We start from the raw sequence: 23,355 nt of genomic DNA, 5'->3' as shown, positions 1-23,355 counted from the left end.
GGGTGATGCGAGGGCTGGCCGCCCTGTTCGTCAGTCGTTCGGGTCCAGCACGATGCCTTCGTTGCGCGCAGCGAGAGCGCGGAGCGCGTCGGCGTGGGCCTCTCCGAGCGCGCGGGCCCGGGCGGGCTCGTCGACGGTGTTGGGGAGGACGGCGAGGCGGTGGACCTCGTCCGGCGTGAACACGGGCGTGCCCTCGGCGTCGCAGTTCGCGGTCCACGGGCCGAAAGTGGGCGTGAACCGGTAGAGGTCGCCGAGCCACTCGTACTTCGGGTCCTCCCAGACCTCCCAGGACGCACCGGGGGCGCTCTGCTCGAGCTCCTGGGCGATGAGCTGAGCGGAGCCGCAGACGACCTCGGGGTCCATGTAGGTCAGGCCGAGGCCGAGCTGGCCGTCAGCCGGCTGGCCGTCCTCGACGTATTCGAGGTGGAGGTCGTGCTGATCGATGATGCTGAGCACGGCGGCGGCCTGATCGGGAGGGCAGTCGTGAACGATCAGCTGGACATGGGTGCGGTCGGACATGGGTCAGTCCTCTCCGTCCGGGTCGCGGACGATCTCGAAGGGGTCGCTGGTGAGCAGGATCAGGGTCCGGCCGCCGTCCCAGTCGACGCGGATCTGGCCGACGTCGACGTGGACCTCGCGGACGGTGCCTTCGGTGCCCACGCGAATGGGATCGGGGTCCTCGGGCATGGTGCTGGTGATGCGCACCCGATCCCCGGCCTCGGGCGGTTTCTTCATGCAGGCACCGGACAGGTGCTCGTTCTTCCACCATCGGCGGTCGCGCTCCTGGTTCGCCGGCGAGGTGTAGCGGCCGGAGGCGTCGTGCTTCTCTCCGCAGTTCGGGCAGGTCACCCATCGGGGGTGGGTCATCGCAGGTTCTCCAGGACGTCGTCGACAGGATCGCCATAGTTGGCTGTCACGGCGTCGATCAGCGAGGACTCGGGGTGCTCCACGAAGTGGAGCCCTGCGTTGACGACGAGGTTCACCGCGTCGCGCAGTCGCTCGTCGTCGCCATCGTGCGCAATTTCGAGCACTTCGTCGGCGGCTCGGTTGAGGGCGGCACTGACGTCAGCGATGGCCGCCGCCTGCGTCTTGCGGCGGTCGAGGATCTGCTCGACCTCGTTGGCGAAGGAGGACCGGCCCTCGTGGTAGGAGTCCCAGGTCTCGTGCTTTCCCGGCACTCTGAACTCGGCGGTTCGGCAGAGTCCGCGGAGGGCGTCGATCGTGCTCTGCGGATCGAACGGGCTCTTCTCATCGGTGCTGGTCATGTCGGGATCTCCTTGGTCGTGGGTCGCAGAGGTCGGGGTCGGTACCGTCGGCGCTGGCGCTCGAGCCTCCAGCGGTAGAGGGGTCCGGGGACGAGGTTCGACTTGCTGCGGTTGTGCCGGCGGCAGAGCACCTGCCCGTTCCATGTCTCGGTGGGCCCTCCCCTGCTCCAGGGCACGATGTGGTCTGCCTGGAGACGGGAGGTCGCCCGGCATCTGCGTCCGAGCAGGGGCTTGTGCTCGCAGCGGTGCCCGGCGCGGATGAGCAGGGCCTGCTTCTGCCTCCAGGTGAACAGCCGTTGCCTGTCGCGCCGACTGCGTCTGTACGCGTGGAGCACGACCAATCCGGCGGTGCCGAGCACGGCGACCATGGTCGTGGCGAGAATGAAGGACAGATCGGGGTCGAGGCCCATGGCTCAGGCCTCCGTTGCCGTCGGTCCCGGCATCGAGGTCGGGACGAAGGCCTCGCACGTCGTTCGGCCCGCCTTCGTGCTCCGCAGCGGCGCGACGACGATCCTCGTGCCGTGCTGGTCGATCCAGCCGTGGCCGAGGAGCCGGCGCAGCGCCGGGTGCCGACGCGCGACGTCGGCTCTGTCTGTGTCGACGAGGACCTGGAGGACTCGCTGGTGCGTGGCCACGAATCCTTTGTCGAGGTCGTCGACCTCGCCGCTGATCAGCACTTCGAGCAGGACGTCTCCGTCCTGCGCGTGCGACCGGGCCTCGGAGAGCTCGCGGTAGGCGTGGAAGCCCTGGCGGCTCGTCGCCTCGTCGTCGGCGATGTACGGAGTTCCCGTGACGCCGCGGAGCTCGAGGTGGATCCTCTCCTGCTCCCCATAGATGATCCGCAGCTGGCGGATGTCAGCCTTCTTGTAGGCGACCACCCCGGGTCCTGTGCCGTGGATACGAGTACGTACCCTCCGGAAGAGCCGCACGGATGCGTCGATGAGTTCGTCGCCGAAAGCGGTGCCGGCGAAGCCGATCATAAACAGGAATGCAACACCGATGAACAAGTACAGCGGCGCGTTCTCGTCCGTGAGCAGAGCGACGACGTCGATCATGACGGTGTCCCCGCTGTCTGCCCGGCGGTCTCCTGCTCCTCGGCGAGGAAGTCGACGATGGTCGTGTCGTCGAAGAACACGCTGTCAGCGGGCACCGGTACTTCGACGCGTTCGACGACGACCCGTTCGACGGGCACCTCGACGACCTTCTCGACTGTGACGGTCCTCGGCTTGACCAGCGATCCAGCAGCGCGTGCGAGTCGGCCGAGGCCGCGTGTAGCGGCCTTCACGGCCGGCACGGTGCGCTCGGCGGCAGACGGGGCCGTGGTCACGACGGGCTCCGCAGCCAGCGTCTGCCCGTCGTCGGCGTGGATGGTGGTGCGTCGGTAGCGTCCGAGGTACATGGGTTGACTCCTTGGTCAGTGGATCGGCAGCGGGTGCCCGGCGGGCCGGAACGAGCCCTCAGCGGGATCGAAGGCGGCTTCAGTCAGCGACACGGTCGCCGGCATGAGGAACGTCGCTACGAGCGCCGCCAGTCGCTGGTCGTCGGTGAGTACCTGTTCGGGCAGGTTCCCGGGTGCGTCGAAGAACTGCTCGGCGCGGGCGACGAGCTCCTGCCTGCGCTGCTCACGGGTGGCGAAGTGCTCGGCGATCATCTGGCCCTGGCCGTAGTCGGTGATCACCGAGTACAGGCGGGATGCAGCCCGGGGCGTCGGTGCGTCGACGGCGATCCGCTTGCGGGTCGTGGACATGTAGACGTCCACGCCTCGGTCGCGGCAGATCTTGGCGACCCTGTTGAGCGCTCCGTCGGGATCTCCGACGGCGGCCTCGGCGCGGATGATCGCGCAGGCGTCAGCGTCGATCGCGTCGGCGACGAGGTCGGAGGCCGTCAGCAGACCTACGGCCATGCGGAGCCTGTGCGCCGGGCTCTCGTAGTGGTCGTGGAAGACGATCCGGCCACGACGCAGGATGATGAGGTCATAGGTGGCATCGGCTTCGTCGTCGAGGGCGTCGGTCGTGCGATGCGCGTCGATGGTGGTCATAGGTGCTCCTGAGGAGAGTGGTGAGCCCCGGGCCGGGCGCGCTCGATGCGAGGTACCCGGCCCGGGGTTCGGAGGAGGCCGCGTCTCAGACGGCCTGGGCGACGGGCCGACTGTCATCGGCGTCGTCGGATTCGTCGTCGAAGAAGTCCGGGTCGATGCCGGACGCGGCCTGAGCGGCCTTCTCCTCGCGCGCGGTCAGCGCTGCCACGATGCGCTCGTGGCTGCTGACGATGGGCGGATTCTTCAGCGTGCCGTAGGCGAGCACGTACTCGCTCTTCATGGCGCGCGTGAAGGCGACGTAGAACATCCGCTTGGTGCTCTCGTCCATCTTCGAGTCCTCCTTGTAGAGGACGACGACGTTGTCGAACTCGAGACCCTTGGCACCGTGGATCGTCGAGACGACGAGGTCAGCCTTGGACTCGAGGTTCTTCTTCTTGCGCTCCTGGTTGCGCTGCTTGTTGACGTTGAGCTTCTCCTGGTTGCGCCGGATCTCGTAGCCGAGGATGTTGTCCCTCAGCCGCTCGAAGAACTCGGCGGCGGGCAGAGAGCCCATCGCCACCAGCTTCACCCAGCCGTCGATGGCCGCCTGGTTCTCCAGCCACCAGTCGGAGACGGTCGTGAGGATCGCCTTGGACACCTTCGGGTTCCCCGCGTTCTTGGTCAGCTTGTCCAGGTTGTTCTTGATCCCCTGGTCGACCACGAACGCCGCGTTGTGTGGAGGTGCCTGCAGCACGTCGTTCCAGTAGTTCTTGATGTACTTGCTGAAGATGTCCGTGGCGTACACGCGATCGCTCACGAGCGAGGCGACGTGACGGTCGGGGTACTTCTTCTCAAGGACGTCCTGGATGAGCGAGACCTGGTGCCGCGAGTGCGCCAGGAACGCGACCTGCTCGCCGCGGGCGAGGCAGGCGTCGACGTACTCCGGGACCACGACGTTGCGCACGAGCGGCTGGAGGTCCTGCCCAATGAACTCACCGATGCGGCCCATCTCGCGGTAGTCCACCGTGACCTTGTCCTGGAACGAGGCCGCGGTGGGCACGTCCAGGGAGTTGGCCTCGAGCTGGATGCCCGCGATCTGGTTGGTCTCCAGCCCGCCGAGCAGCACGTTCGCGAAGTCCAGGATCTCCTGGTTGCTCCGGTAGTTCGTCGTCAGCTGGTAGGTCGCGAAGACCCCCGAGCCCTCCAGTGTGTTGAGCGCCCTCGGGTTGGCCGAGCGGAACTCGTACAGCGTCTGGCTGGCGTCGCCGACGATGAACAGCGACTGCGCGTGCTTGGTGATGTACTTCAGCACGTAGACGAACTCGAAGATCGAGTTGTCCTGCACCTCGTCGATGATGAGGTACTTCGACTGCACGTGCGCCGGCTCGACCATGGTGTCGATCCGCTGGTAGCAGAGGATGATCTGCAGCTCCAGCGAGGTCTGCTGGATGCGGTCGAGCAGCTCGATCACCTCGTCGTAGTGGTTCTCGACGTAGGTGTTGAGCGCGACGAACGCGCCGACCTTGTTCTGGTCGACCTCCAGCAGGCGGTGGCGCAGCTGCGCCGCGAACCGGTTGTTCGGGTAGAAGATGTCGATCGAGTTGATGATCGTGTCGATCGCCGAGACCTTGTGGGTCGGGTGGTTCATCGCGTAGATGTCGATGACCATGCGGGCGATCGTCATCGAGCCGACGTCCGGGTTCTTCTCCGTGATGTTGTCCGCGGCGGCGTTGGTGAAGCTCAGCACCGTGATGTCGCCGGCGGGCACGCCGCAGGACTTCAGGTACTCGATCCGCGCGAGGATCGTCGAACTCTTGCCGGTGCCCGCGCCGGCCACGGTCATGGCCAGAGGCTCGTGGGTCGTCACGGCCGCCTTCTGCTGGTTCGAGAAGTACGACGGCACCACCGGCTGGGCCGGCTGCGCAGGCGTGACCAGCTGCGACTTCATCCGCTCGAGGTGATCGAGCGTGTGGTTCATCAGCAGGCTGAGGTTCTGCTTGGCCAGCCGTGTGGCGACCCGCTCGACGAATGTGGCTTCCAGCTGCTTGTGGACCTGGCGGTAGGCCTCCAGGGGCACCTTGTAGTTCTCGAGGTAGCGCAGCTGGTAGGCGAGCATGTTCAGCTGCTCGTCGGTCGGGCTGGCGGGCATGTCGCGGACGTACTGGCAGACCTCGTCGGCGATGGCCTCGGAGTCCCAGACCTGGGCGAGGCGGACGATGCGGTCGTGGATCTTGTAGTCCTTCATCCACTGCTCGAGGTCGTCGAGGTTGTCCGCGGTGACCCCGGCCCTAGCGAGGGTGTCCTCGATCCAGTGGCGCGCGTTCTCCAGCGGGCTGGTGTCCCAGTCGAGGAAGACCGCGTGGTCGTTGTTGCCGTAGCCGGAGGCCGTCGAGCACGACACCGCGCGGTCGGGCACGGGCTGGCCCTGCTTGTGGAAGTAGAGCTCCATCCGGTACTGGATGACGAGGTCGCGGCGGGTCTTATCACCGGCCTTGTCCTCGTAGAGGGCAAGGGCCTGGGGCGTCATGTCGAAGGACATGTCCCAGAAGTTGGAGGGCGTGGCGATGGACAGGTCGAAGCGCTCGGCGGGGTCCGGCACAGGGATGGTGAACGATCCGCCCGAGAGCAGCGCTCGGCGGATGACCGGCGCGAGCGGGACCGACGTGGTCGTGATGTCGTGCTGGGTCGAGGACTGCTTGACCTCGATGTCGTTGAGAGCCGCGTACGCGGTGTTGGTCACGGAATTGACCGGGAGCAGGTCCTCGCTGAGCAGGCCGATCTTCTTGCCCGAGCCCGTGAGCTTGGAGGAGAAGAACTTGGGGTCGGCCTTCTTCTGGGCGGGGACCGAGATGTCGATGTCGTCGAGCAGGAGTGGCATGGCAGCATCTTTCGTGAGAGTGATTCGAGAGGTGATGTGAGTGGTGTCGTGAAACCATTCTGACAGGAGTCGACTGATGAGTCGAGTGCTCGTATTCGAGCAGGTCTGAGTGGGAAGGGTCGCTGTGGCGACAGCACTGTGCGCAGGCTCGGACCAGTCCGAGAGCCTGCGCACAGTGCACCTCTCACCCACCCGTCAGGGGCCGTGAGGCCCCTGATCCCGCGCGCTGCAGGCGCGGGAGCCGCATGCTCGAGGCATGCGGTGGTCTGTGCTCCTGCCGGCGTCAGCTAGGCAGTGCGGCGTCGTCGAGCGCCCAGGGGGTGGTCGCGACGACGGAATCTGCGCCCGAGGCCTCGAACAGGCCGAGCATGAGCCCGAGCTCGCGGAGGTCTTCGGCGTCGTCGGCGTTGACGGCCAGGACGCGACGGGCGTCGTCGGCGATGCGCTCGGCGGCGTCCGGTGTGGTGTCGATCGGTGAGATCAGGGGAGCATCGAGTGCCATGGTCTTCTCCTTCTGCGATGGAACGGCGAAGCGCCTCGTCTCCCCCGATACGACGGAGGAGACGAGGCGCTTCGAGTGTCGGGTCAGTCCTCGACCGACTCGTCGTCCGCGGGCGCGGACGTGACTGCCTGCGTCGGCGCGGACTGGGACCGGGCGGCCAGGAGCCTGTCCTCGATCCAGGTCCGCACGGCCCTGCGGGCCGGGCGCGCGCCCTGCGCATCGACGAACGTCGTCTCGGACAGCGCCCGGAGCTGGTCGTCCGGCATGGTCGCCGGCAGAGCCTGGGCGAGCCGCGGCTTGGCGTCGACGATCCGCTCGCGTTGGCGGGCGTAGTCGGCGGCCACGATCTGTCGGTACACGGGCTCGTCGATCGGATTGAAACCCACGATCATCGAGAACCGGCCGAGCAGCTCGGTGTCGAAGAAGTCCGCCAGTGCCCTGTTCAGGCTCTTGTGCGAGATCTTCTGCGGCGTGGACGGTCCGAACCCGATGGTCTGCTTCGACAGCGACTCCCTCGCGGCGTTGGTCGTGCAGATGACCAGCGCCTTGGAGAAGTCGAGCGTCTTCCCGTGGGCGTTGCGGATGTAGCCCTCGTCGAAGGCCGAGAGGAACAGCCGCTGCACGGACTTGTCCGCCTTTTCGAACTCGTCGAGGAGGATCACCCGGTGCGGGTTCGACTCCAGAGAGTCGAACGGCAGCTCCCTGTTGGAGTCCGAGCCGATGTACCCCGGAGGTGCACCGACGATCTTCGCCGTGTCCTGGGGCGTGTGGAACTCGGTCATGTTGAGAATGATCGGCTCCGTGCCGGTCACGGCCTCGGCGATGACCTTCGCGGCCTCGGTCTTGCCGACGCCGGAGGCCCCGGCAAACATCCACGTCGTGGGCGTCTTCGTCGGGAACACGTCGAGGCTCTCGCGGGCGAGGCGGTCGACGAGCTCGGCCAGGACCTCGTCTTGGCCCTGCAGCCGCGCGGTGAGCTCGGCGCGCAGGGCGTCGACGTCGAAGTCGTGCTGCTGCGCGTTTCCGGTCATCAGCCGCTTGGCGACGTCGAGGACTCGATTGGTCGTCAGAGGCATCTGCGGCATGGCTCGCAGCGTCTGCACAAGAGAGGCGTTGCCGTCGGCCTCGGCCTGGGCGATGAGCCTCTTCTGCTCGATCACGCGGTCAGCCATCGCCCGGTCGAGCAGCGTGATCGCCTTGTCCGGGCGGTGCTGGTCGGCGCGGGAGTGAGCCTCGGAAATCGTCACCGCCTCAGCGAGAACGTCGTCGGAGACGGTGATCTGGTGACGGTAGTGGGCCATCAGCCCGGCGCGTACCGAGTGCATGACCTCATGGGTCTGATCGACGGTGAGCTCGTCGACGATGAGCCGGGTGAAGCGTCGGGAGAACGCAGGGTCGGCGTCGAAGGCGCGGGACTCGGTGCTCGTCGTCGCACCGATGACGGACATGTCGCCGCGGGCGAGCTCGGGCTTGAGGATCTGCGAGATCTTCCGCATGGTCGAGTCGCTGTGCGTGCTCGACCCACCGGTGATCTGATGGATCTCGTCGAGGAAGAGGACCGCCTTGTTCTTCTTGGTGGTGAAGAAGGCGATGATCTCCTGCATCTTCTGCTCGAGGGAGCCGACGATGCCGGTCCCGGCGACGATCGACGAGATCGACAGCTCGTAGACCGTGTGCCCCTTGAGCTGGTCAGGGATCAGCGGGTCGTCCACGGCGATGCGGCGGGCGATGTCCTCGACGATCCTCGTCTTGCCCACGCCGGCGGAGCCGACGAGCAGCGGGTTCGGCTTGTTCTTGCTGATGAGGACGGACAGCGTCTGGCTGATCAGCGCGTCGCGGAACGGCGCGGGGTCCGCGTTCTGGAAACGCGCGTTGTAGTCGACGAGCAGGTCCTCGATCTCGTCGCCGGGGCTGGCCGCGGGCGGCATCCCGGAAGGGGACGACGGCGGGCCGCCGGGGCCGTTGCCACCGCTGTTGTCGTCGTCGGAGCCGGAGGTGAAGTTGTGCAGACCCACGGTGTCCTCCTTCAGGTGTCGGATGGGCGGGTGGAGAGGTGAGAGGTGTGACGTCGAGAGCGGTGCCGATTCACGGGTGGACCGGCACCGCTCTCGATGGCGCGAGATGTCAGACGACCATGCCGAGCAGCTTCTGCCGCAGGGTGGGATCGATGTGCTTCATCGCGTCGGCGTAGTGCTCGGCGTTGGCGACCATGTAGTCCCAGTCCATGGCCGAGCACGGCGCGTAGTAGAGGTTCTTCGGATGGTTCTCGCGAGTGGGCGGCACGGGCCACTCGAAGTCGGTGATCATCAGGCTGAGCCTGCGCCTGCGCCTCGGCGAGGCGTTGACGTAGTCCCACACCTGCTTGAACTCGGTGCCGCCGGTGACCTTGGGGATCCGGCGGAACTCCTTCCAGATCTGCGCGACGGACTTGTTCTCAACCCGCAGCATCACCTCCTGGGAGAGGATGTGGCTGAAGGAGTTGAAGTACATGTTCACGCCGAGCTTCTTGGCGATCCGGATGAGCATCATCACCGCCTCCTGGTAGTTCTCCTCGGAGATCGACCCGGAGGTGTCGATGTAGACGTGGATGTCGGGCATGTACTGCACCGAGGTGATCCGACCGGCCTTGTTGATGTCGTTCGGGTCGCGGCGATTGGCCTTGAGGAAGGTGGACCGCGTGGTGCGGAACACGTTCTGCGACTTGTTCACCTTGCCCATGCGGTTCAGCACGCGGGAGATGTCCTTGAACAGGTCGATCCGCGATGGCGGAGCCTTGCGGAACTTCACCTGCGCCGAGCGGCTGCCCGGCTGGCCGGCCATCTTCTGCGCCCCCATCGCCTGGGCGCGCGCGGCGGCGCGCGGCAGGCTGGTGAGCTTGGACAGGGCCTTGTTCGACACGACCTTGACCGGCGAGGACAGGGACTGGTTGATGAGGTTCCACTCGCGGGTGACCTTCTTCGCCGTCGCGCGCGCATGCGCCTCGACGTTGACGAAGACCAGGGAGCGCGGGCAGAACAGCTCGCCGACCGTGAACGGGAGGACGCCGACGCTGAGCGTGGCGGGCACCTGGCCCTGTGCGGTCGCCTGTGCCTGGGCTGACTGCTGTCCGATGTAGCTCATCAGCATGTTGACCATGAGCCGGGCGAACGACATCTCGTCGTTGCCATCGCCGTCGTCCTTGCGGATGACCAGCGACTCGGTGAGCCCGGACAGGCTCAGCTGGACGGCGTCGTTCATGAGCTTCGCCGTGTCCGGCGGCAGCGTGGTGGACATGGCCTGCACCTGACCGGCGAGCCACGAGGTGAAACCGGAGAACTCCGCATCGGACTGGAACCAGAACCCGAGGGTGTTCGGGTGGTAGGCATAGGCGAGCGACGCGAAGAAGAGGCTCTCGTCGGTCGAGCCGGCGAGCAGACCCTTCGCGGCGGGGATCACGTCGTCCTGCGCGGTGTAGATGACGCGAGGACCGGGGTCGGGCAGCTTGTTCCGCCGTCCGGCCTGGACCGCGAACGCCTCTCCCACCGGCAGCGCCGTGGACTGGTCGAAGTGGACCAGGGTCTGGCCGAGCAGGTCCTTCACAGATTGATCGAGGCCCGGCTGGGCGGTGTCGGCCCCGAAGGCGTCGAGCATGAGCTGCGGGATGTCCGCGGTGATGTCGGTGCCCTTGTCGTCCGTGACGACTGCAGGCGTAGCCGGATTGAGCGGCTCGAGCAGCGGGTCGACCATCGTGCGCTGCAGTGCGGGCAGCGGGTCGTAGTCGCCGGCGCACGAGATGGTGTGCACCGGGTCGAGCGCGGCCGGCTTCTGGTTGGTGACGGTGATCGTCATCGGTGTCTCCTTGCGATGCGGGGCCGGGACGGAGGAGTCTCCCCCGCCCCGGCCACCGGCGACGAAGCGATCAGAGGTACGCCGAGATGATCGGCCGGGCCTGGTCGACGATCGGGGCGTTGACGTCGAGAAAGGCCTCGAGGTTCTGCCGGTCGACCTGGTTGGCGCTGATCATCTCCATGAGAGTGCGCGTGTGGTCCGGCTCGATCTGGTTCATGGTCTGAGCGAGCTGGGCGATGAGGCGCGAGTTGTCCTCGTTCTCCTTGAGCGCGTACACCAGCGACCCGGACAGCTCATTGGCGGTCAGCTGGTCGATGCGGTCGCTGAGCTCCGTGACCGAGGTCGCGGACTTCAGATCGGCGTAGCAGTTCGGGCGCGGCACGGAGACGCGGTTCGTCTGCGCACCGGAGCCCGAGGCGAGGTCCGCGGCGATCGTAGCCACCAGCTGCGTGGCGAACATAGTGTCGCCGACGTAGGCCTCGACGACCTCGTTGAGCTGGGTCGTCTCGCGGCCCTCGACCGCGGCGGGCGCGGCGAGGTAGGCGGCCAGCTCGTCGCGCTCGGCGACGTTGAGCCACTTCGACAGGTTGTCGATGGTGCGCGGCGTGGTGAGCTGGTTCATCTCCTCGCCGCCGTCGAACAGGTCGGCCATGGTGACGTTGCCGTCCTCGTCCTCATCGCTCCCGTCGGCGACGATCGCGCCGGGCGTCGACTTCTGGAAGACCAGGGTCGGGTTCTGCGTGAGCACCGTCTTGACCCAGGAGTTCATGCCGTCGCCGAGGATCGACATCAGCGTGGAGGCGTCGGGCTCGACGTGGAAGACGGCGAAGCGCGACAGGCTCGCCTCGTCGAGCGCGGTGATGTTGCCCTTGTCGTTGCCGGCGACCATGATGCGCAGGTTCTTCGGCAGCACGACGTGGCCCATCTTGCGCAGGGTGACCAGCGTCAGGACGCCGGAGGTGACGTCGGCGGTCGAGCGGTTGATCTCGTCGAGGAACAGGATCGGCCACTCCCGCGGATTGGCCTCGGCGTAGTCGATGGCCTCCTGGATGACGTGGTGCGGGTAGAAGACCTGCTTGTGGCTGTCGGTGCCGTCGTCCTTGGTGTACGGAACGAGGCGCGCGCCGGTGAGGTCCTCCTTGGCCGCGAGCTGGTTCACCGGCAGCACGAAGGCCTTGGTGTTCATCTCGTAGGCGAGGCCCTCGACGAACGAGGACTTGCCGATGCCGGGCTCGCCCATGAGCGCCGGCGTCGCGCCGACCTCGAGGGACTGGCGGATCAGAGTGGTCAGGGTGTCGGTGAAACGCATGGTTGATGAATCCTTCTGTGATGAGTGAGAGGGAGGTGGCCTCGGCCGCCCGCGCAGGGCGACCCGTGATGCGACAGGAGCCGTGTCGATGGCGGTGGCGCTCCCGCTGCCCACCGCCATCCCGGATCGCGCTCCGCGCGATCACCGGGTGAGCTCGCTCAGCCGGAACAGCCCCGCTCAGGCCGGGACCCGCTCCTCCCGTGCCCGCCGGTCGGCGACGAGGGACGCCGCTCGGTCGAGCAGGTAGGGCCTGCCGTTGCGCGTCTGGTGGTGCTTCGGCCGCGGCTCGAGGACCTCGACCGCGGCGAGGTAGAGCAGCCAGGTCACATCGCTGGCGGAGTACTCGACGCCGTATGCGCTGTACTCGGAGACCTGCGTGCGCAGCCACCCGTAGAGCGACCCCAGGACGCTGAACTCATAGCGGGACATGTCCCGGTCGAAGTCGTCGGGCGTCTTGAGGTGGCCCTCGGCGGCCTGCCGGGTCTGGGAGACGATGTCGATGCCGTAGGGGATGTCGGGCGCGTCCTCGGCGGTCGCGATGACCGAGCCGGATGCCGCGGCCGACTCGCGCACGCCCGCCGCCAGGTCGGCGTAGAGGTCTTCGACGGTGGCGAAGGCCGGAGGGTTCGCGGCGGCTCGTGCGCGTGCGAGGGCCTCGGATGGGATGGGGCGGCGCGTGAAGGTGGCCCAGTGATCGAGCAGCAGCTCGTACCAGCCGTGCGACTCGCGGATCTTGCGCTTGCCGACCGCGAGCGGAAAGTCGTGGAGGTTGCTCGGCACCGGGACGAGCAGGTGGTACCCCCGGCCGGACATCGAGACCTCGGAGTAGAGGATGCCCGGCATGCGGAGCAGGTCCCGCGCGATCTCCTCGGGGCAGTCGGGCTCGATGTCGACGACCATGAAGCCGTCGGTGCTCGACTGCAGGTGGAACGCGTTGTTGGCTGCGTCGGGCAGCTCACGGACGAGCTCGTCGAGATCGACCAGGCAGACTGGCGATATGTCGAACGCGCCGCGGAGCGGGCCCTCGTGGCGGCATGAAGGGCCGCAGCCGTCGATGAGGTGACGGATGTCGATCGGGGCCTTGTTGCCGTCGTCGGCGTCCCCCAGGCGGCCGGAGACCGTCCACCTCTGAGCGTCCGCGATCGCGCGGATGGACGGGTTGTCGTAGAAGTTCGGGAAGATCGTGCGGGGGTCGACGACGCTCACATCAGTGCCTTCGGGTCGTGGGTGGACGGGAGACGAAGACGAGACCCCCGCCGCGGCCGTGAGTGACGGTCGACGACGGGGGTCTCGTATCCATGGGTGCGGGTCAGCTCTGGTAGGTGATCCCGCCCTGCGGAGCGCCCTGGGCGTTCCACGGGGTGGCCGAGGCCGGCTCGCCGACGGCGGATCCGGCGTTCTTCAGCGCCGCGTTTTCCGCCTCGAGGCGGGCGAGCTTCTCCGCCGGGGACTCCTCGGCGGTCGCCGTCGCAGCGGCGGCGGGAGCTTCCTGCGCAGCCGCAGCGGGCTGCGCCTGGACCTGCGGTGCGGCCTGCGGAGCGGGCGCGGGCAGGCTGGCGGCCTCGCCGCCGTCGTCCTCGGGCTCAGGAGCCGACCCGACGGGGTTGGCCTCCGAGGCGGCGACCGCCTGCGGCTGGGAGTTGAACACGATGCCGCGGGCCTTGAGATCCGCGGTGTCGACTCCCGACCCGCCGTAGTAGCGCGGCGTCTCGTGGACGATGACCTGCTCGAGGGCGAGGCCGCGCTTGGCGTAGTTCTTCGGCTTGTACACGCGGAGCACGAGCTCCACATCCAGGCCGCGGTCGAGCTCGCGCCCGCTGGTGTCCTGGTCGAAGGTGCCGTCGCCCTTCGGCGAGGGGATCCCGATGATCGGCAGGTTGTTGCCCTTCGAGTCGATCGAGTAGTTGGCACCGGTGTCCGGGTTCTTCTTCGAGGCGTATCGGCGCTCGGCGACGAAGCGCTCCTCGGCGGTCGGATTCGCCGGATCGACGTACACGACGTCGGCCTCGGTGATCGTGGCCGTGGTGTGCGGCTGGTTCACCGGGCTCATGCCGTTCTGGATCTTGCGCTGGTTGACCTTGGCGAGCTCGTCGCCCTCGATCCGGCGGGTCAGCCGCGCGAACGCGAGCTTGCCGCGGATGGAGACGGTGGTGCCCTCGGTGAGCTGTTCGGCCTGGACGGAGTAGTTGGCCATGGTGGGTACTTCCTTCGTGTTGTGACGTGGTGGTCGTTGTGGATGATCTGTCGGTGGACGCCGAGTGGTCAGTCGGGAGCCATTCGCCTCCTTGATTCTATCAAGTTCGACTCGCTTATGAGTAGAATGGACTCGTAGACTCACAACATCATTCGAGTGCGGCCGCAGAGAGGGGCAAGAGAGATGACGGATGAGAACCGGACGCCACCCGGGGGTGAGCCCTCCGAGCCTCCGGCCCAGAGGGCGACCCCGCGGTCCCGACTGGGGCCCACGGGCTTCGGCAACGGGCCGATTCTCGCTTCGGGGATCGTCGTTGGCGGCGCGCTGCTGTTCGCCGGCTGGGGCTTCGTGCACATGGCCTCAGAAGACGGCGGGATCGCAGCTGCACTCGCAGGCGACGACAAGCCGACTGTCCACGCACCCGCGCCGGCGAGCGAGTCGCCCGCCGGCGGGGACGAGGACGGCACCGTGACGGTGACGCTGCCGGACCGAGACCGCAACGGCATCCCCGACGCCTTCGAAAAGGGAGGGGCCGAGGGGGACGACGCGGGTTCCTCGTCAGACGACCGGGAGACCGGGCGCGGCGACGAAGATGACCCGGACGGCTCGCGCGGAGCCGACGAGGCGGAGCCCGGGTCGGAGTCGAAGACTCAGACGTACGTCATCCAGCCGGGCGACACGCTCACCGAGATCTCCGGCGAGACCGGCGTCCCGGTCGGGGTGCTGGTCGAGGAGAACAGGATCCAGAACCCGAACCTCATCTACGCTGGCGCGTCGTTGCTGATCCCGCCGGTGTGACGGTCCCGCTCCCGCGGGATGATGAACGAGGCCCGGATGCTGCTGACGCGGCGTCCGGGCCTCGTTTCGTCTCGTCTGCCGGTCCCTCTTCAGGTGACCAGCTCCAGAGCGATCAGAGCAGCCTCGTCATGGGTCTTAGGCATGCCGGTCCTCAGGTCCTCGCCGGAGGCGACGAGTCTCCCCTGGCAGCGGACGCGGTATCCCCAGAGGCCGTCGTAGCGCCGTCCGGGCGTGCCTCCCCCGACCTTGTAGACGTGGACGAGGCGGCCCTTGAGTACGACGGTGTGCTCGACGAGCGAGGGATCGAACTCCGTGGACATCAGCCCTCCTCCTCCACATCGCGGTAAGCGATGCTGTAGTCGCCGACGAAGTCGTACTCCTCTTCGGGCAGGACGCGTTCGGCCATGACCTGGTCGGCCTGCTCCTTTGTGGGGGCGTCGACCTCGACGATGTAGGCGAATCGGGACATGTCGCTCCTGTGGTCGCGAATGATGTGCGGTGACGGTGACGCCATCGGCGTCCACCGCCACCTCTCTCCCGGGACCGACGTCAGTCGGTCCACCCGCTGGGATCTCCACCGTCGACTCCGGATACGAGAAGGCCCCGTCCGAATGGACGGGGCCTGTCGTGTCGAGTCCGGCGGCGCGGCGTCACGCCGCGTCCGGCTCGTCGGGGCCGGACATCCCGTCGAGGAGGAACCCCTGGATCTGCCCGGTTGCCATCATGTCGCCGAGGTGCGCAAGGAAGACCGCGCGCTGCGTGGCTCGGCGATCGGCATCGAGGTCGTAGCTGCGCAGGGCGCGCATGTCGATAGCCCACCCCTTCTCCTCGGCGAGGAGGTCGGCGAGCTGCGAACCGGGGGCGACCGGCATGCTCGTGAAGTCGTGGTCGAACTCGGGCGTGACGTCGATGCGCTGGGAGGCGTCGTCGGTGAAGACCGTGTCGGCGTCGACCCGCTTGCCCTGGTCGTCAAAGGCCGTGAGGAAGGCGCGGTCGGCGCGGGTGACGTTGTCGACGTGGACGGAGCGCACGGCGGGGTTCGAGACAAAGGGCGTGAAGTTCAGCTGGCGATGGACTCTGGCGCGCGCCTCATGGCACCACATGATCGAACGGGCCTCGTCGAAGCCGCGGAACTCGTCGGACGTGGGGTGCAGGTTGACCATCGGATGCTCCTTCATGGGCGGGTCGCCGGCTCCCGCGGTGTGCGGAAAGCGGCATCACTGCCGGACGTGTTACCGAGTATGCCACATCAGTGGAAAAGTTTCCACTCAAATACTCGTCGTCGGCACCGGCGTTGCCATTGAGCTCCTCGTTCAGTCTCCTTCGGGGTCTCCCTGCTCGTCGAGTTGCTCGCTCTTGCGGGCCAGCTCCACGACAGCGCGAATGCTGGAGAGTGCACCGTCGCTGAGCCCATGGACGCGCAGCGCGAGGGTGCGCTCCTGCTGCGTCAGTTCCCGGTTGTCAGCGTCGTCCGGATCATCCTCGAGGAAGTAGGTCAGAGGGACGCCGAAGGCGTCTGCCAGGGCTCTGAGGTGCTGCAGTCGAGGGTTCTCGGCCTCCCCCTTGCGCAGCTGCTGGAGATAGCTCAGCGACATGGACGAGATGCCGCGCTGATCCATCCTTTGGATGATCTCCTTCATGGTGACGGGGCGGCCGTGGGGGCCAGCAGTCTCTGAGAACAGCTGTTCGAGCCGTTGGGCAATGGTCACGGCGCTGCCTTTCATCGCGATCCGAGGATTGAAGCCGATTGTCGCAGTTCTGCAACATCCGGGTGTTGACCACCATCCTAGTGGAACGTTTTCCAATCGGGGCCACTCGACACGAAGAAAAGTTGATCATTGAACAAATGACGTGGGCATCGTAGGCAGCGCCGCAGCCGTTACGCCGACGGCCAGCGCTGCCCCTGTTGCGAGTTCAGCAAGAGAGTGGTGGTCGAGCGCGAGTCGCGCATAGCCGATCATCGGGACCCCGACAACCAGCGCGGCGATCCACCACGGCGAGATCATCGCAGCGGCCAAGAGGATCAGGACGACCAGGCAGAACATGTGCATCGAGGCCTTGGTCCAAACCACAGTGACGATGCCGACGACGGCGAGGCCGACGATCATGGTGATCAACGCCCAAACCAGCGTTGCCGGCGCACTGAACAGGAGAGCAAGGCCGAGGCTGCCCAGCACAGAGACCACGCAGCAGAGAAAAACCCACCATCGCTGACCGCGACGAGTGACGTGGTGGTCTGTCAGACGATCTCTGCGGACAGCGACATGGATGATTGTCATGGGTATGGCGGAACAGAACAGTGCGCCAATGAGCCCCCAGGTGACTCCTTCCAACACGGTCCTTGCACCCACGAGGGCAGTGAGCATGCAGATCGCTGCCACAGAGGCAGCAGGAGCGAAGACGCTGCTGAGGACTTGCGCCGTGGCTTTCGAGCGCGGCATCGGCTCTCAGCTATTCTGCTCGTCGATGGCGAAGCGGATGTCTCGGAGCGCTCCGACCGAAGCAGCCAAGGACTCGTCTCCGGACTTCGAGAGGTCACCGATTCTGCTCATCGCGCGGGTGGGGCCGCTGACGGGTGGCACTGTGGTCTCGCCGATCAGGTGGCGCACGAGTCCTGCTGTCAGATGCGGGTCATGAGGGTGGGCACGACGCACGGGCTCCAGAGCCGGGTCGTCGCTTTCGCGAATGAGTTTGAGGGCATCGTGCGTCTCAATGGTCAAGCGGGACAGATTCGTCTGAGGGTCCATCTGACGCAGCTCGCCGGCAGGCAAGCGAACTTCGGGATGTAACGACGTGGTGGCCCTCCAGAGTGGCTCCACAAGGTCGCTGGCGACGAGGACCTCGAGACGGGAGGCGCTTCTCCTGATGATCTTATGGACGACTCCTGTCGCCAGAGCCAGGAAGAGGAATGTGACGACGATCACCAGTATGTCCTTCCGGTGAGCAGCACCGCCGAGGATCGGCCTTTCCAGGAGATCCATGAATGAGGAGAGGATGAACAGAACGGTGGCGCAGGCAGCAGCGATGGTGAACGCCAGCGACGCTCTCACGCTCCATGGCAGACCGCTTCTGGTCACCGCCGCGCAGGATCCCACGAGCACGACGCAGGTCGTAGCAGCGAACGCCGCGAGGTAGAGGCCGTGGTAGACCAGCATGGGAGTCGCTCCGCCGACTTCGACGGCGGCTTCGAACTCGGATTGCGGATAGATGGTTCCATCGGAATAGCGAGGGAGATATGGGAGGGAGATGATCTCGGCGATGGCTATGGCGACACCTGTGGCGATGATCGCGGTGTTGACGCGAGGAGAGAGCCGCTTCCGTCTGAACGTGAGAATGAGAAGGACTGCGGAGACCTGGGCAGCGAGGATCGACAGTCGCAGCCCGATGCTGAGCCAGGGGCCATCGATGAACGGCTCCAGACTGTGGCACAGCGTCGCAGTGAACAGAGCGAAGCAGCCGTATCGCAGCAGGTTCGTGCGGCGACGTCCGTGGTAGGCGGTCGAGACGATCAGGGTCACCATGAGGGTGATGCTGACGATGACGAGTTCGGTCATCAGTGAACGACCACGTCCTCCGCACCTGCGAAGAAGCTGACGAGATCGCCGCAATAGCTGGTATCGGAGGTTGAATGTCGGCGGCGAAGCGCTTCGAACAACCGCATGCCGGTAGCTTCAGCGCGCGTCTCCATCGGATCGTCGAACATGGTGCGCGCGTGCGTACACTCGGAATCGGCTCGGACGTCTCCGTGCAGGATATGAGCATATTCGTGCAGGATCGTCTGCTCCCGATTGACGGGAGACAGCGCCGGGTCGAAGAAGACGTGAGCGGTGTTGCCGACGACTGTGGTGAGTCCGCTCAGCTCACTGTGACCCATACCTTCGGGGATGGGCCTGAGGCGGAGTTTCAAGCCGCGAGCGGATGCGATGGCTTCTCCCAGGGCCTCGTACGAGGCGTCCTCGGGCCACTCGAAGGCATCGAGCATGTCGGGAGAGCTGTGAACGCGCGTATAGATGTCTCGCTTCCCTCGCCCCCGAAGGAGCGCAGGACGGCGAAGGAGCAGGAGAAGGTTGGTGCTGAAAGCAGGCATCGGCGGTCCTCTGTGTTGAGAAGATCGGAGACACCGCCTGCCGTTTGCCAACGAAGGGGTACAAGTCCCGTAACGTGTTTGTAACGGACGATACCGCACAGAGAGGCTGAATGGAAGTGAAGAACGAAACAAGGGATCCTGCGCCTACCGCGCTCGTGATCGGCGCTACTCGAGGCATCGGGGCTGCGACCGTCCGCCAGCTGCGCGACGCCGGTTATGTTACGGCCGGGACGCATCGTGCGGGAGGGTCGGTGCCCGAGGGCGTCGTCCCTGTTGAGATGGATGTCCGTGACGGCGAATCGATCGCCATAGGAGTCGAGGCCGCCACGGAGGCCCTCGGACGCCTCGACGTGATGGTCGTGGCCGCGGGCATCACGCGGGACAAGCTCCTGCTGCGGATGAGCGAAGAGGACATCTCCGAGGTCATGCAGGTCAATGCGATCGGTCCGATGCTTGCCTCCAAGGCGGCGCTCGGGCCGATGATGAGGCAGCGCGGCGGATCGATCGTGTTGGTGTCGTCGATGTCGGCCAAGTATGGAGTCGCCGGGCAGTGCAACTACACCGCTTCGAAAGGGGCTGTGGAGGCTTTCGCCCGCTCGATGGCGCGGGAGTACGCGGGTCGCGGCGTCAGGGTCAACGTCGTCGCCCCGGGCGCGACCGATACTGACATGATGGCCGACGTCTCAGAGCAGGCGCGGACGGCGATGCTGGAGGGCATCCCGCTGGGGCGGCTCGGCACGCCCGAGGAGGTCGCGTCGGCGGTGGTCCACACCGCTGAGAACACGTACATGTCGGGAGCGACGATCCCGGTGGCAGGAGGTATCTAGTCAATGACAGTGCAACTCGACTCCGGCTCTTGGGGCCTCTTCGGCGGCCCCGGCGCACGCCAGATCGTACTGGTCGACGATGAGCCGTGCGGTCCGAGCTCGGCCCGCAAGTTCACCAAGCGCATCCCCCGCGAGCTGCTGCTCGACAGCAACAGAATCGCCAAGGCCTACGAGACGGGCGAGGCCATCGACGAAGTCGTCGAGCATGTGGACAGGCGATGGCGGGTGGTCGTCGAGCCGACGGCCTCTCCGCGCTCTAACAGCCCCATGGGGGTGCTGGCAGCGGTCGCCCCTGTCGAAGAAGCTCTGCCGCCGCGCCCTCTGGTCGGCAGCTGGGAGTGGGAGATCGAGCTGGACGACCAGCAGCAGCCGACCATGCAGCGCCGCACCTATTGGGACCGCAACCTCTACGAGATCTACGAGGTCGACCCTGCGGTCGATCAGCAGACGCAGGGATTCTGGGAGACGGGTGAGTGGTCGAACGAGCTCATCGACCGCTCCGACCAGATGAGGGTGGCGAGCCTCGTCCGTGACGGCATCCAGGAAGGGCTTGCCGGCGAGGGTGCGATGAAGATGACAGGCGTTCTTCGCTGCCTGACGTACAACGTGGTCACCGGCTACGGGGCCGAGCACAGGGGCCGGAAGCACCTGCGACTCGTCGGACAGATCGTGCCGATCGAACGAACGGCGACGACGATCAGGATCTTCGGATTCAGCTACGAGGTGCCGGAGACCTTCCACGACATGGCCTTCGTCCAAGACGTCAACGCGGGCCGCGTCGACGACGTGCTCCGAGGTGTGATGTCGCTGGTCAAGAATCCGATGGCGGTTGTCGACGTCGAGACTCTCGACGTCCTGATGACCTCGACCTCGTGGCGCAACGAGGACTTCGGCCAGGTCGGTGGACTCGGAGAGTTCATCGTCGAGGATGACTGCCGGGTTCACAAGTTCATCCGCTCTGCGGCTGAGAACACCGAGAACAGCACGACGATGCCGGTCGCGCTGCGCCGGGTCGACGGTTCGGTTCGCGAGGTGGCGATGACCGTCGTTGGGGTCAGGTCGGGCGTCCAGGGTCACGACGCGGTGGTGCGGCTGGATCTGTGATTCAACGGCTGCGTCGACGGGCGCTGAAGACGGCGACCGTGCCGACCACTTCGATGTCGACGTCGTCGAAGTTGAGCTCGAGCGCTGTGCGAAGGCCCTCAGCGTCGTCGCGCCAGTTGTGGAAGATGCCTAGGCGGTTGTACAGCGCCATCAGGCCCCTGCCGCCGAGGTTGTGCCGCACGCCGTGGCCCAGGATCGTCGCGCCGAAGAGCACGCCGCCGTCGGCGAGGTGCTCGGCCAGGTTCGTAAACGCGATGCCCTTCTCGGCCCAGGTGCCGGGCACGCAATGGAAGAGGTAATTCACGCCGATGGAGTCGAACTTGCCCACGGCCGGGGGCAGCGGATCGAGCACGTTCAATTCGTAAGCGGCGATTGAGCCGCGCGCCGACAGCCTTGCGGCGGTCATCTCCATGCTGTTGGCGTTGAGGTCCATCAGCCGCAGGTCCGTGCCTCGAGGGATGTCGGCGTGCGCAAGGTACCAGCCGGTCCCTGGCCCCACGTCCAGATGGCGGTCGCCGACCAGACGGTTGTACTGAGCAAGCATGAGGCGGCTCGGGCAGCGCCAGGCGAGGGAGTTGGACAGCCGAACGACGAGAGTGTCGTAGGTCGCGAGGACGGGCTTGCTGTAGATGCGCGAGCCGCGACGGGCGTCGTTATGGGTCATGGAGTGAGGTCCTTCATGGATCGAACGGGAAGCAGGCCAGTGGAACATATTCCACTGTAGTACGAATTCGAGTCGTCGTCTGGTCAGGCGTGCCTTTCAGCTCGTCTCACGCCTCAGATCGTCGATGATGTCCTGCACGTTTTTGACGCGGGGCACGTCGTGGAAGCGCACGCCTGCAGTGCTGTTCGGCGCGTAGCCGGCGTCGTGGAGGACCAGGGTGCCGCACCCGAAGATCCGATCGAGGATCCCGCGTTCGGTGGTGACCGAGACGATGCGGTCGATGGGGATCTCGTAAGTCCGGCGCACGGCGATCCCCCACTGTCGCACCACGCGCCGGGTGGTGACGGTGCAGATGGACATCCACCAGCGCAGCACGGGGATGATGGCGTACGCGATCTCCAACACGACGACGACAGCGTGCAGCGCGAGCGGCCCCCAGTCGTCGATCCACGTGACGCCGAACCTGCCCGTGGGCCAGACGGCGACGAGGCCGACGTGGCAGGCGATCAGTACGATCTGGACGACCACGGGGCCGACCAGGATCTTCGGATGGGTGCGCAGTCGCACGAGGACTTCTTCCGGCATGGTGTGCCTTTCGGTTCGGCCACGGCGCGTTCAGCGCCTCAGGGCAGGATGATCTCTTTGCCGACGAGGTCGGCAAGGCGGACGTCGCCACCGACCCGGGCGTCGAGGCAGTCCTCCTCGCACAGGGCGTCGATGAGCGGGTGGTCCTCGAGCGCGGACCCCGCGGCAGCGGGATCGTCGAAGACGACGGCGGCGTCCGGGTGGTGGTCGCGGTCGATGAAGACGTAGCCGAGCTGACCGGACTCCCCGCGCTTCATGCGCACGAGGTCGAGTCGGAAGCGCAGCTGCTGCTCGACGTGGGCGACGTCCATGCCGAGGTCGGCGTTGAGCCTCTCCTCGACGGCGCGGTCGCGCTCTGCGGGGTCGATCGGTGCGTCAGACATCGTCGAGCCCCCAGTCCTCGCGCTCCTCGGACCACATGCCTGTGGCCCGACGGACGGCGTCCTCGAAGTCGACTCCGCGCTCCGCGGCCAGGCGCATGAGATCGGTGAGGCAGTCGCGGATCGCCTGGTCGGGCTCGCCCGGCTCTGGATCCCGTGCGTCGTAGAACATGTCGAAGACGAGGCGCACGCGCATCTGGGCGCGATCGAGGGTGTCGACCTCGGTCGTGCGCTCGAGCTCGTCGGTGATTGCGCGCATATGGGCGGTGAGGTCGGTCATCGTGAGGTCTCCTCTCGGATCTGCTCGAGCATCCGCCGCTTCTCGGCCTCGATCTTCGCCAGGTCGATGTCGAAGTATTCGGCCAGGACCTGCTGGATCGGCTTCTGGGCGGGGACGAGCTGGGGGTCGCGGAAGCCCTCGATCTCGCAGTACTCGGCGAGGAGGTACGGGCCGTCCTCGAGGAACTGGCCGATGGCCTGCGACTCGTCGCTGATCGCGGAGAGCTTGGCGTGCTCGGGGTACGGGTCGGAGTTGGGCATGGCGTTGCTCCATATCGGGTCAGGCGAAGACGAGTCGGCCGTAGCAGGCGGTCTGCAGGACGATGCCGAGGTCCTGGGCACAGCCGTACCCGAGCTGCTCGTCGGCGATCTCGTTCTCGCAGCAGAGGTGGTAGCCCAGGCGCTTGGCTTCGAGGAATGCGTCTTTGACGCGACCGGCGCTGAGCGTGTACTCCTTCGTGGTCTCGTTCGCGCCGTCGTCCTCGTCGGGATCGGTGAGGGTCACGACGACGAAGCGCCCGTCGTCGCTGAGGCGGGTCCCGTGGAACCATGGGAAGACCCCGCCGAAGTAGAACTCGTCGACGTCCTCGAGGACGGACGCTGCGGGTTGGGTGAAGATTCCGGTGGTCATCAGTGTG

At 66.4% G+C, this 23,355-nt stretch carries 30 protein-coding genes; 3 read left to right on the top strand and 27 right to left on the bottom strand.

Translation table 11 applies throughout. From position 1 onward, the window contains the following. Nucleotides 1-30 precede the first annotated feature (30 nt). The 14 genes from HK401_RS05540 to HK401_RS05475 all read right to left on the bottom strand — a co-directional run bounded on the left by HK401_RS05540 (nucleotide 31) and on the right by HK401_RS05475 (nucleotide 13,993). Nucleotides 31-519 (bottom strand): hypothetical protein, encoded by a 489-nt coding sequence (locus tag HK401_RS05540; RefSeq protein WP_181273658.1) that lies wholly within the window; start codon nucleotides 517-519, stop codon nucleotides 31-33. Nucleotides 520-522: 3 nt separating this feature from the next. After that, on the bottom strand, nucleotides 523-867 hold the full coding sequence (locus HK401_RS05535; protein WP_181273657.1) for a DUF4314 domain-containing protein: 345 nt from the start codon (nucleotides 865-867) through the stop codon (nucleotides 523-525). Beyond that, a complete protein-coding gene (locus HK401_RS05530; RefSeq protein ID WP_181273656.1) occupies nucleotides 864-1,265 on the bottom strand; it encodes a hypothetical protein in 402 nt (133 codons plus the stop codon). Before HK401_RS05530 ends, HK401_RS05535 begins: the two co-directional genes overlap by 4 nt. Next, nucleotides 1,262-1,675, bottom strand: coding sequence for an HNH endonuclease (locus HK401_RS05525; protein WP_181273655.1), 414 nt, complete (start codon nucleotides 1,673-1,675; stop codon nucleotides 1,262-1,264). Before HK401_RS05525 ends, HK401_RS05530 begins: the two co-directional genes overlap by 4 nt. A gap of 3 nt (nucleotides 1,676-1,678) precedes the next feature. Beyond that, on the bottom strand, nucleotides 1,679-2,320 hold the full coding sequence (locus tag HK401_RS05520) for a hypothetical protein (protein ID WP_181273654.1): 642 nt from the start codon (nucleotides 2,318-2,320) through the stop codon (nucleotides 1,679-1,681). Further along, nucleotides 2,317-2,664 carry a hypothetical protein gene (locus HK401_RS05515; protein WP_181273653.1) on the bottom strand — a complete coding sequence of 116 codons (348 nt, stop codon included), beginning with the start codon at nucleotides 2,662-2,664 and terminating at the stop codon, nucleotides 2,317-2,319. The genes HK401_RS05520 and HK401_RS05515 overlap by 4 nt, the downstream gene beginning before the upstream one ends. A 15-nt stretch (nucleotides 2,665-2,679) precedes the next feature. Beyond that, entirely contained in the window at nucleotides 2,680-3,303 is a 624-nt protein-coding gene (locus tag HK401_RS05510; RefSeq protein WP_181273652.1) for a hypothetical protein, read from the bottom strand. An 85-nt stretch (nucleotides 3,304-3,388) separates the two neighbouring features. Continuing rightward, entirely contained in the window at nucleotides 3,389-6,160 is a 2,772-nt protein-coding gene (locus tag HK401_RS05505; protein ID WP_181273651.1) for an AAA family ATPase, read from the bottom strand. A 283-nt stretch (nucleotides 6,161-6,443) separates the two neighbouring features. Then, nucleotides 6,444-6,662 (bottom strand): hypothetical protein, encoded by a 219-nt coding sequence (locus HK401_RS05500; protein ID WP_181273650.1) that lies wholly within the window; start codon nucleotides 6,660-6,662, stop codon nucleotides 6,444-6,446. A gap of 83 nt (nucleotides 6,663-6,745) precedes the next feature. Then, nucleotides 6,746-8,677, bottom strand: coding sequence for an AAA family ATPase (locus tag HK401_RS05495; RefSeq protein ID WP_181273649.1), 1,932 nt, complete (start codon nucleotides 8,675-8,677; stop codon nucleotides 6,746-6,748). Between the two features lie 109 nt (nucleotides 8,678-8,786). Next, complete coding sequence (locus HK401_RS05490; RefSeq protein WP_181273648.1) at nucleotides 8,787-10,490, bottom strand: hypothetical protein; 1,704 nt, start codon at nucleotides 10,488-10,490, stop codon at nucleotides 8,787-8,789. A gap of 70 nt (nucleotides 10,491-10,560) precedes the next feature. After that, complete coding sequence (locus tag HK401_RS05485) at nucleotides 10,561-11,799, bottom strand: AAA family ATPase (RefSeq protein ID WP_181273647.1); 1,239 nt, start codon at nucleotides 11,797-11,799, stop codon at nucleotides 10,561-10,563. Between the two features lie 177 nt (nucleotides 11,800-11,976). Continuing rightward, on the bottom strand, nucleotides 11,977-13,005 hold the full coding sequence (locus HK401_RS05480; RefSeq protein WP_181273646.1) for a hypothetical protein: 1,029 nt from the start codon (nucleotides 13,003-13,005) through the stop codon (nucleotides 11,977-11,979). A 103-nt stretch (nucleotides 13,006-13,108) separates the two neighbouring features. Further along, nucleotides 13,109-13,993 (bottom strand): hypothetical protein, encoded by an 885-nt coding sequence (locus tag HK401_RS05475; protein ID WP_181273645.1) that lies wholly within the window; start codon nucleotides 13,991-13,993, stop codon nucleotides 13,109-13,111. 183 nt (nucleotides 13,994-14,176) lie between these two features. Between HK401_RS05475 and HK401_RS05470 the strand changes: the two genes are divergently transcribed. After that, nucleotides 14,177-14,791, top strand: coding sequence for a LysM peptidoglycan-binding domain-containing protein (locus tag HK401_RS05470; protein WP_181273644.1), 615 nt, complete (start codon nucleotides 14,177-14,179; stop codon nucleotides 14,789-14,791). A gap of 89 nt (nucleotides 14,792-14,880) precedes the next feature. Here HK401_RS05470 and HK401_RS05465 read toward each other — a convergent pair whose 3' ends face one another. The 7 genes from HK401_RS05465 to HK401_RS05435 form a co-directional block, all read right to left on the bottom strand. After that, nucleotides 14,881-15,111, bottom strand: a complete 231-nt coding sequence (locus HK401_RS05465) for a hypothetical protein (RefSeq protein WP_181273643.1) — start codon at nucleotides 15,109-15,111, stop codon at nucleotides 14,881-14,883. Next, nucleotides 15,111-15,260, bottom strand: coding sequence for a hypothetical protein (locus HK401_RS05460; protein ID WP_181273642.1), 150 nt, complete (start codon nucleotides 15,258-15,260; stop codon nucleotides 15,111-15,113). Before HK401_RS05460 ends, HK401_RS05465 begins: the two co-directional genes overlap by 1 nt. A 181-nt stretch (nucleotides 15,261-15,441) precedes the next feature. Then, a complete protein-coding gene (locus HK401_RS05455) occupies nucleotides 15,442-15,954 on the bottom strand; it encodes a hypothetical protein (protein WP_181273641.1) in 513 nt (170 codons plus the stop codon). 150 nt (nucleotides 15,955-16,104) lie between these two features. Further along, nucleotides 16,105-16,500 carry a helix-turn-helix domain-containing protein gene (locus HK401_RS05450; RefSeq protein WP_181273640.1) on the bottom strand — a complete coding sequence of 132 codons (396 nt, stop codon included), beginning with the start codon at nucleotides 16,498-16,500 and terminating at the stop codon, nucleotides 16,105-16,107. A gap of 126 nt (nucleotides 16,501-16,626) precedes the next feature. Continuing rightward, the gene (locus HK401_RS05445) at nucleotides 16,627-17,124 is read right to left on the bottom strand and encodes a hypothetical protein (RefSeq protein ID WP_181273639.1); all 498 of its coding nucleotides are present in this window, start codon (nucleotides 17,122-17,124) and stop codon (nucleotides 16,627-16,629) included. Nucleotides 17,125-17,238: 114 nt separating this feature from the next. Beyond that, on the bottom strand, nucleotides 17,239-18,345 hold the full coding sequence (locus HK401_RS05440) for a DUF6545 domain-containing protein (protein ID WP_181273638.1): 1,107 nt from the start codon (nucleotides 18,343-18,345) through the stop codon (nucleotides 17,239-17,241). Next, entirely contained in the window at nucleotides 18,345-18,773 is a 429-nt protein-coding gene (locus tag HK401_RS05435; RefSeq protein WP_181273637.1) for a hypothetical protein, read from the bottom strand. Before HK401_RS05435 ends, HK401_RS05440 begins: the two co-directional genes overlap by 1 nt. Before the next feature lie 215 nt (nucleotides 18,774-18,988). Between HK401_RS05435 and HK401_RS05430 the strand changes: the two genes are divergently transcribed. Then, on the top strand, nucleotides 18,989-19,705 hold the full coding sequence (locus tag HK401_RS05430; protein ID WP_181273636.1) for an SDR family oxidoreductase: 717 nt from the start codon (nucleotides 18,989-18,991) through the stop codon (nucleotides 19,703-19,705). A gap of 3 nt (nucleotides 19,706-19,708) precedes the next feature. Further along, complete coding sequence (locus tag HK401_RS05425) at nucleotides 19,709-20,809, top strand: hypothetical protein (RefSeq protein ID WP_181273635.1); 1,101 nt, start codon at nucleotides 19,709-19,711, stop codon at nucleotides 20,807-20,809. 1 nt (nucleotide 20,810) lies between these two features. On the opposite strand, the gene HK401_RS05420 is transcribed toward HK401_RS05425, so the two are convergent. The 6 genes from HK401_RS05420 to HK401_RS05395 form a co-directional block, all read right to left on the bottom strand. Beyond that, nucleotides 20,811-21,473 carry a class I SAM-dependent methyltransferase gene (locus HK401_RS05420; protein WP_181273634.1) on the bottom strand — a complete coding sequence of 221 codons (663 nt, stop codon included), beginning with the start codon at nucleotides 21,471-21,473 and terminating at the stop codon, nucleotides 20,811-20,813. 96 nt (nucleotides 21,474-21,569) lie between these two features. Continuing rightward, nucleotides 21,570-22,058 carry a PH domain-containing protein gene (locus HK401_RS05415; RefSeq protein WP_181273633.1) on the bottom strand — a complete coding sequence of 163 codons (489 nt, stop codon included), beginning with the start codon at nucleotides 22,056-22,058 and terminating at the stop codon, nucleotides 21,570-21,572. Nucleotides 22,059-22,096: 38 nt separating this feature from the next. Beyond that, nucleotides 22,097-22,441 carry a hypothetical protein gene (locus HK401_RS05410; protein ID WP_181273632.1) on the bottom strand — a complete coding sequence of 115 codons (345 nt, stop codon included), beginning with the start codon at nucleotides 22,439-22,441 and terminating at the stop codon, nucleotides 22,097-22,099. Continuing rightward, nucleotides 22,434-22,718: a hypothetical protein gene (locus tag HK401_RS05405; protein ID WP_181273631.1), complete on the bottom strand. Its 285-nt coding sequence runs from the start codon at nucleotides 22,716-22,718 to the stop codon at nucleotides 22,434-22,436. Before HK401_RS05405 ends, HK401_RS05410 begins: the two co-directional genes overlap by 8 nt. Continuing rightward, the gene (locus HK401_RS05400; RefSeq protein ID WP_181273630.1) at nucleotides 22,715-22,978 is read right to left on the bottom strand and encodes a hypothetical protein; all 264 of its coding nucleotides are present in this window, start codon (nucleotides 22,976-22,978) and stop codon (nucleotides 22,715-22,717) included. The genes HK401_RS05405 and HK401_RS05400 overlap by 4 nt, the downstream gene beginning before the upstream one ends. 19 nt (nucleotides 22,979-22,997) lie before the next feature. Then, a complete protein-coding gene (locus HK401_RS05395) occupies nucleotides 22,998-23,348 on the bottom strand; it encodes a hypothetical protein (RefSeq protein ID WP_181273629.1) in 351 nt (116 codons plus the stop codon). Nucleotides 23,349-23,355: the final 7 nt, after the last annotated feature.

The sequence above is a fragment of the Brevibacterium oceani genome, from assembly GCF_013623835.1.
Taxonomy (GTDB): Bacteria; Actinomycetota; Actinomycetes; order Actinomycetales; family Brevibacteriaceae; genus Brevibacterium; species Brevibacterium oceani.
Note: the sequence above shows the minus strand (reverse complement) of the source record. Positions and strands in the feature narration are given on the sequence as shown.

Bases quoted from the DNA above. Each gene is read 5' to 3' on its own strand.
- HK401_RS05470 (WP_181273644.1), top strand. From the start codon at position 14,177: ATGACGGATGAGAACCGGACGCCACCCGGGGGTGAGCCCTCCGAGCCT.
- HK401_RS05515 (WP_181273653.1), bottom strand. From the start codon at position 2,664: ATGTACCTCGGACGCTACCGACGCACCACCATCCACGCCGACGACGGG.
- HK401_RS05440 (WP_181273638.1), bottom strand. From the start codon at position 18,345: ATGACCGAACTCGTCATCGTCAGCATCACCCTCATGGTGACCCTGATC.
- HK401_RS05475 (WP_181273645.1), bottom strand. From the start codon at position 13,993: ATGGCCAACTACTCCGTCCAGGCCGAACAGCTCACCGAGGGCACCACC.
- HK401_RS05410 (WP_181273632.1), bottom strand. From the start codon at position 22,441: ATGTCTGACGCACCGATCGACCCCGCAGAGCGCGACCGCGCCGTCGAG.
- HK401_RS05465 (WP_181273643.1), bottom strand. From the start codon at position 15,111: ATGTCCACGGAGTTCGATCCCTCGCTCGTCGAGCACACCGTCGTACTC.
- HK401_RS05510 (WP_181273652.1), bottom strand. From the start codon at position 3,303: ATGACCACCATCGACGCGCATCGCACGACCGACGCCCTCGACGACGAA.
- HK401_RS05540 (WP_181273658.1), bottom strand. From the start codon at position 519: ATGTCCGACCGCACCCATGTCCAGCTGATCGTTCACGACTGCCCTCCC.
- HK401_RS05395 (WP_181273629.1), bottom strand. From the start codon at position 23,348: ATGACCACCGGAATCTTCACCCAACCCGCAGCGTCCGTCCTCGAGGAC.
- HK401_RS05415 (WP_181273633.1), bottom strand. From the start codon at position 22,058: ATGCCGGAAGAAGTCCTCGTGCGACTGCGCACCCATCCGAAGATCCTG.
- HK401_RS05425 (WP_181273635.1), top strand. From the start codon at position 19,709: ATGACAGTGCAACTCGACTCCGGCTCTTGGGGCCTCTTCGGCGGCCCC.
- HK401_RS05520 (WP_181273654.1), bottom strand. From the start codon at position 2,320: ATGATCGACGTCGTCGCTCTGCTCACGGACGAGAACGCGCCGCTGTAC.
- HK401_RS05500 (WP_181273650.1), bottom strand. From the start codon at position 6,662: ATGGCACTCGATGCTCCCCTGATCTCACCGATCGACACCACACCGGAC.
- HK401_RS05455 (WP_181273641.1), bottom strand. From the start codon at position 15,954: ATGGTCAACCTGCACCCCACGTCCGACGAGTTCCGCGGCTTCGACGAG.
- HK401_RS05525 (WP_181273655.1), bottom strand. From the start codon at position 1,675: ATGGGCCTCGACCCCGATCTGTCCTTCATTCTCGCCACGACCATGGTC.
- HK401_RS05485 (WP_181273647.1), bottom strand. From the start codon at position 11,799: ATGCGTTTCACCGACACCCTGACCACTCTGATCCGCCAGTCCCTCGAG.
- HK401_RS05400 (WP_181273630.1), bottom strand. From the start codon at position 22,978: ATGCCCAACTCCGACCCGTACCCCGAGCACGCCAAGCTCTCCGCGATC.
- HK401_RS05420 (WP_181273634.1), bottom strand. From the start codon at position 21,473: ATGACCCATAACGACGCCCGTCGCGGCTCGCGCATCTACAGCAAGCCC.
- HK401_RS05435 (WP_181273637.1), bottom strand. From the start codon at position 18,773: ATGCTCGATGCCTTCGAGTGGCCCGAGGACGCCTCGTACGAGGCCCTG.
- HK401_RS05430 (WP_181273636.1), top strand. From the start codon at position 18,989: ATGGAAGTGAAGAACGAAACAAGGGATCCTGCGCCTACCGCGCTCGTG.
- HK401_RS05460 (WP_181273642.1), bottom strand. From the start codon at position 15,260: ATGTCCCGATTCGCCTACATCGTCGAGGTCGACGCCCCCACAAAGGAG.
- HK401_RS05535 (WP_181273657.1), bottom strand. From the start codon at position 867: ATGACCCACCCCCGATGGGTGACCTGCCCGAACTGCGGAGAGAAGCAC.
- HK401_RS05505 (WP_181273651.1), bottom strand. From the start codon at position 6,160: ATGCCACTCCTGCTCGACGACATCGACATCTCGGTCCCCGCCCAGAAG.
- HK401_RS05530 (WP_181273656.1), bottom strand. From the start codon at position 1,265: ATGACCAGCACCGATGAGAAGAGCCCGTTCGATCCGCAGAGCACGATC.
- HK401_RS05405 (WP_181273631.1), bottom strand. From the start codon at position 22,718: ATGACCGACCTCACCGCCCATATGCGCGCAATCACCGACGAGCTCGAG.
- HK401_RS05490 (WP_181273648.1), bottom strand. From the start codon at position 10,490: ATGACGATCACCGTCACCAACCAGAAGCCGGCCGCGCTCGACCCGGTG.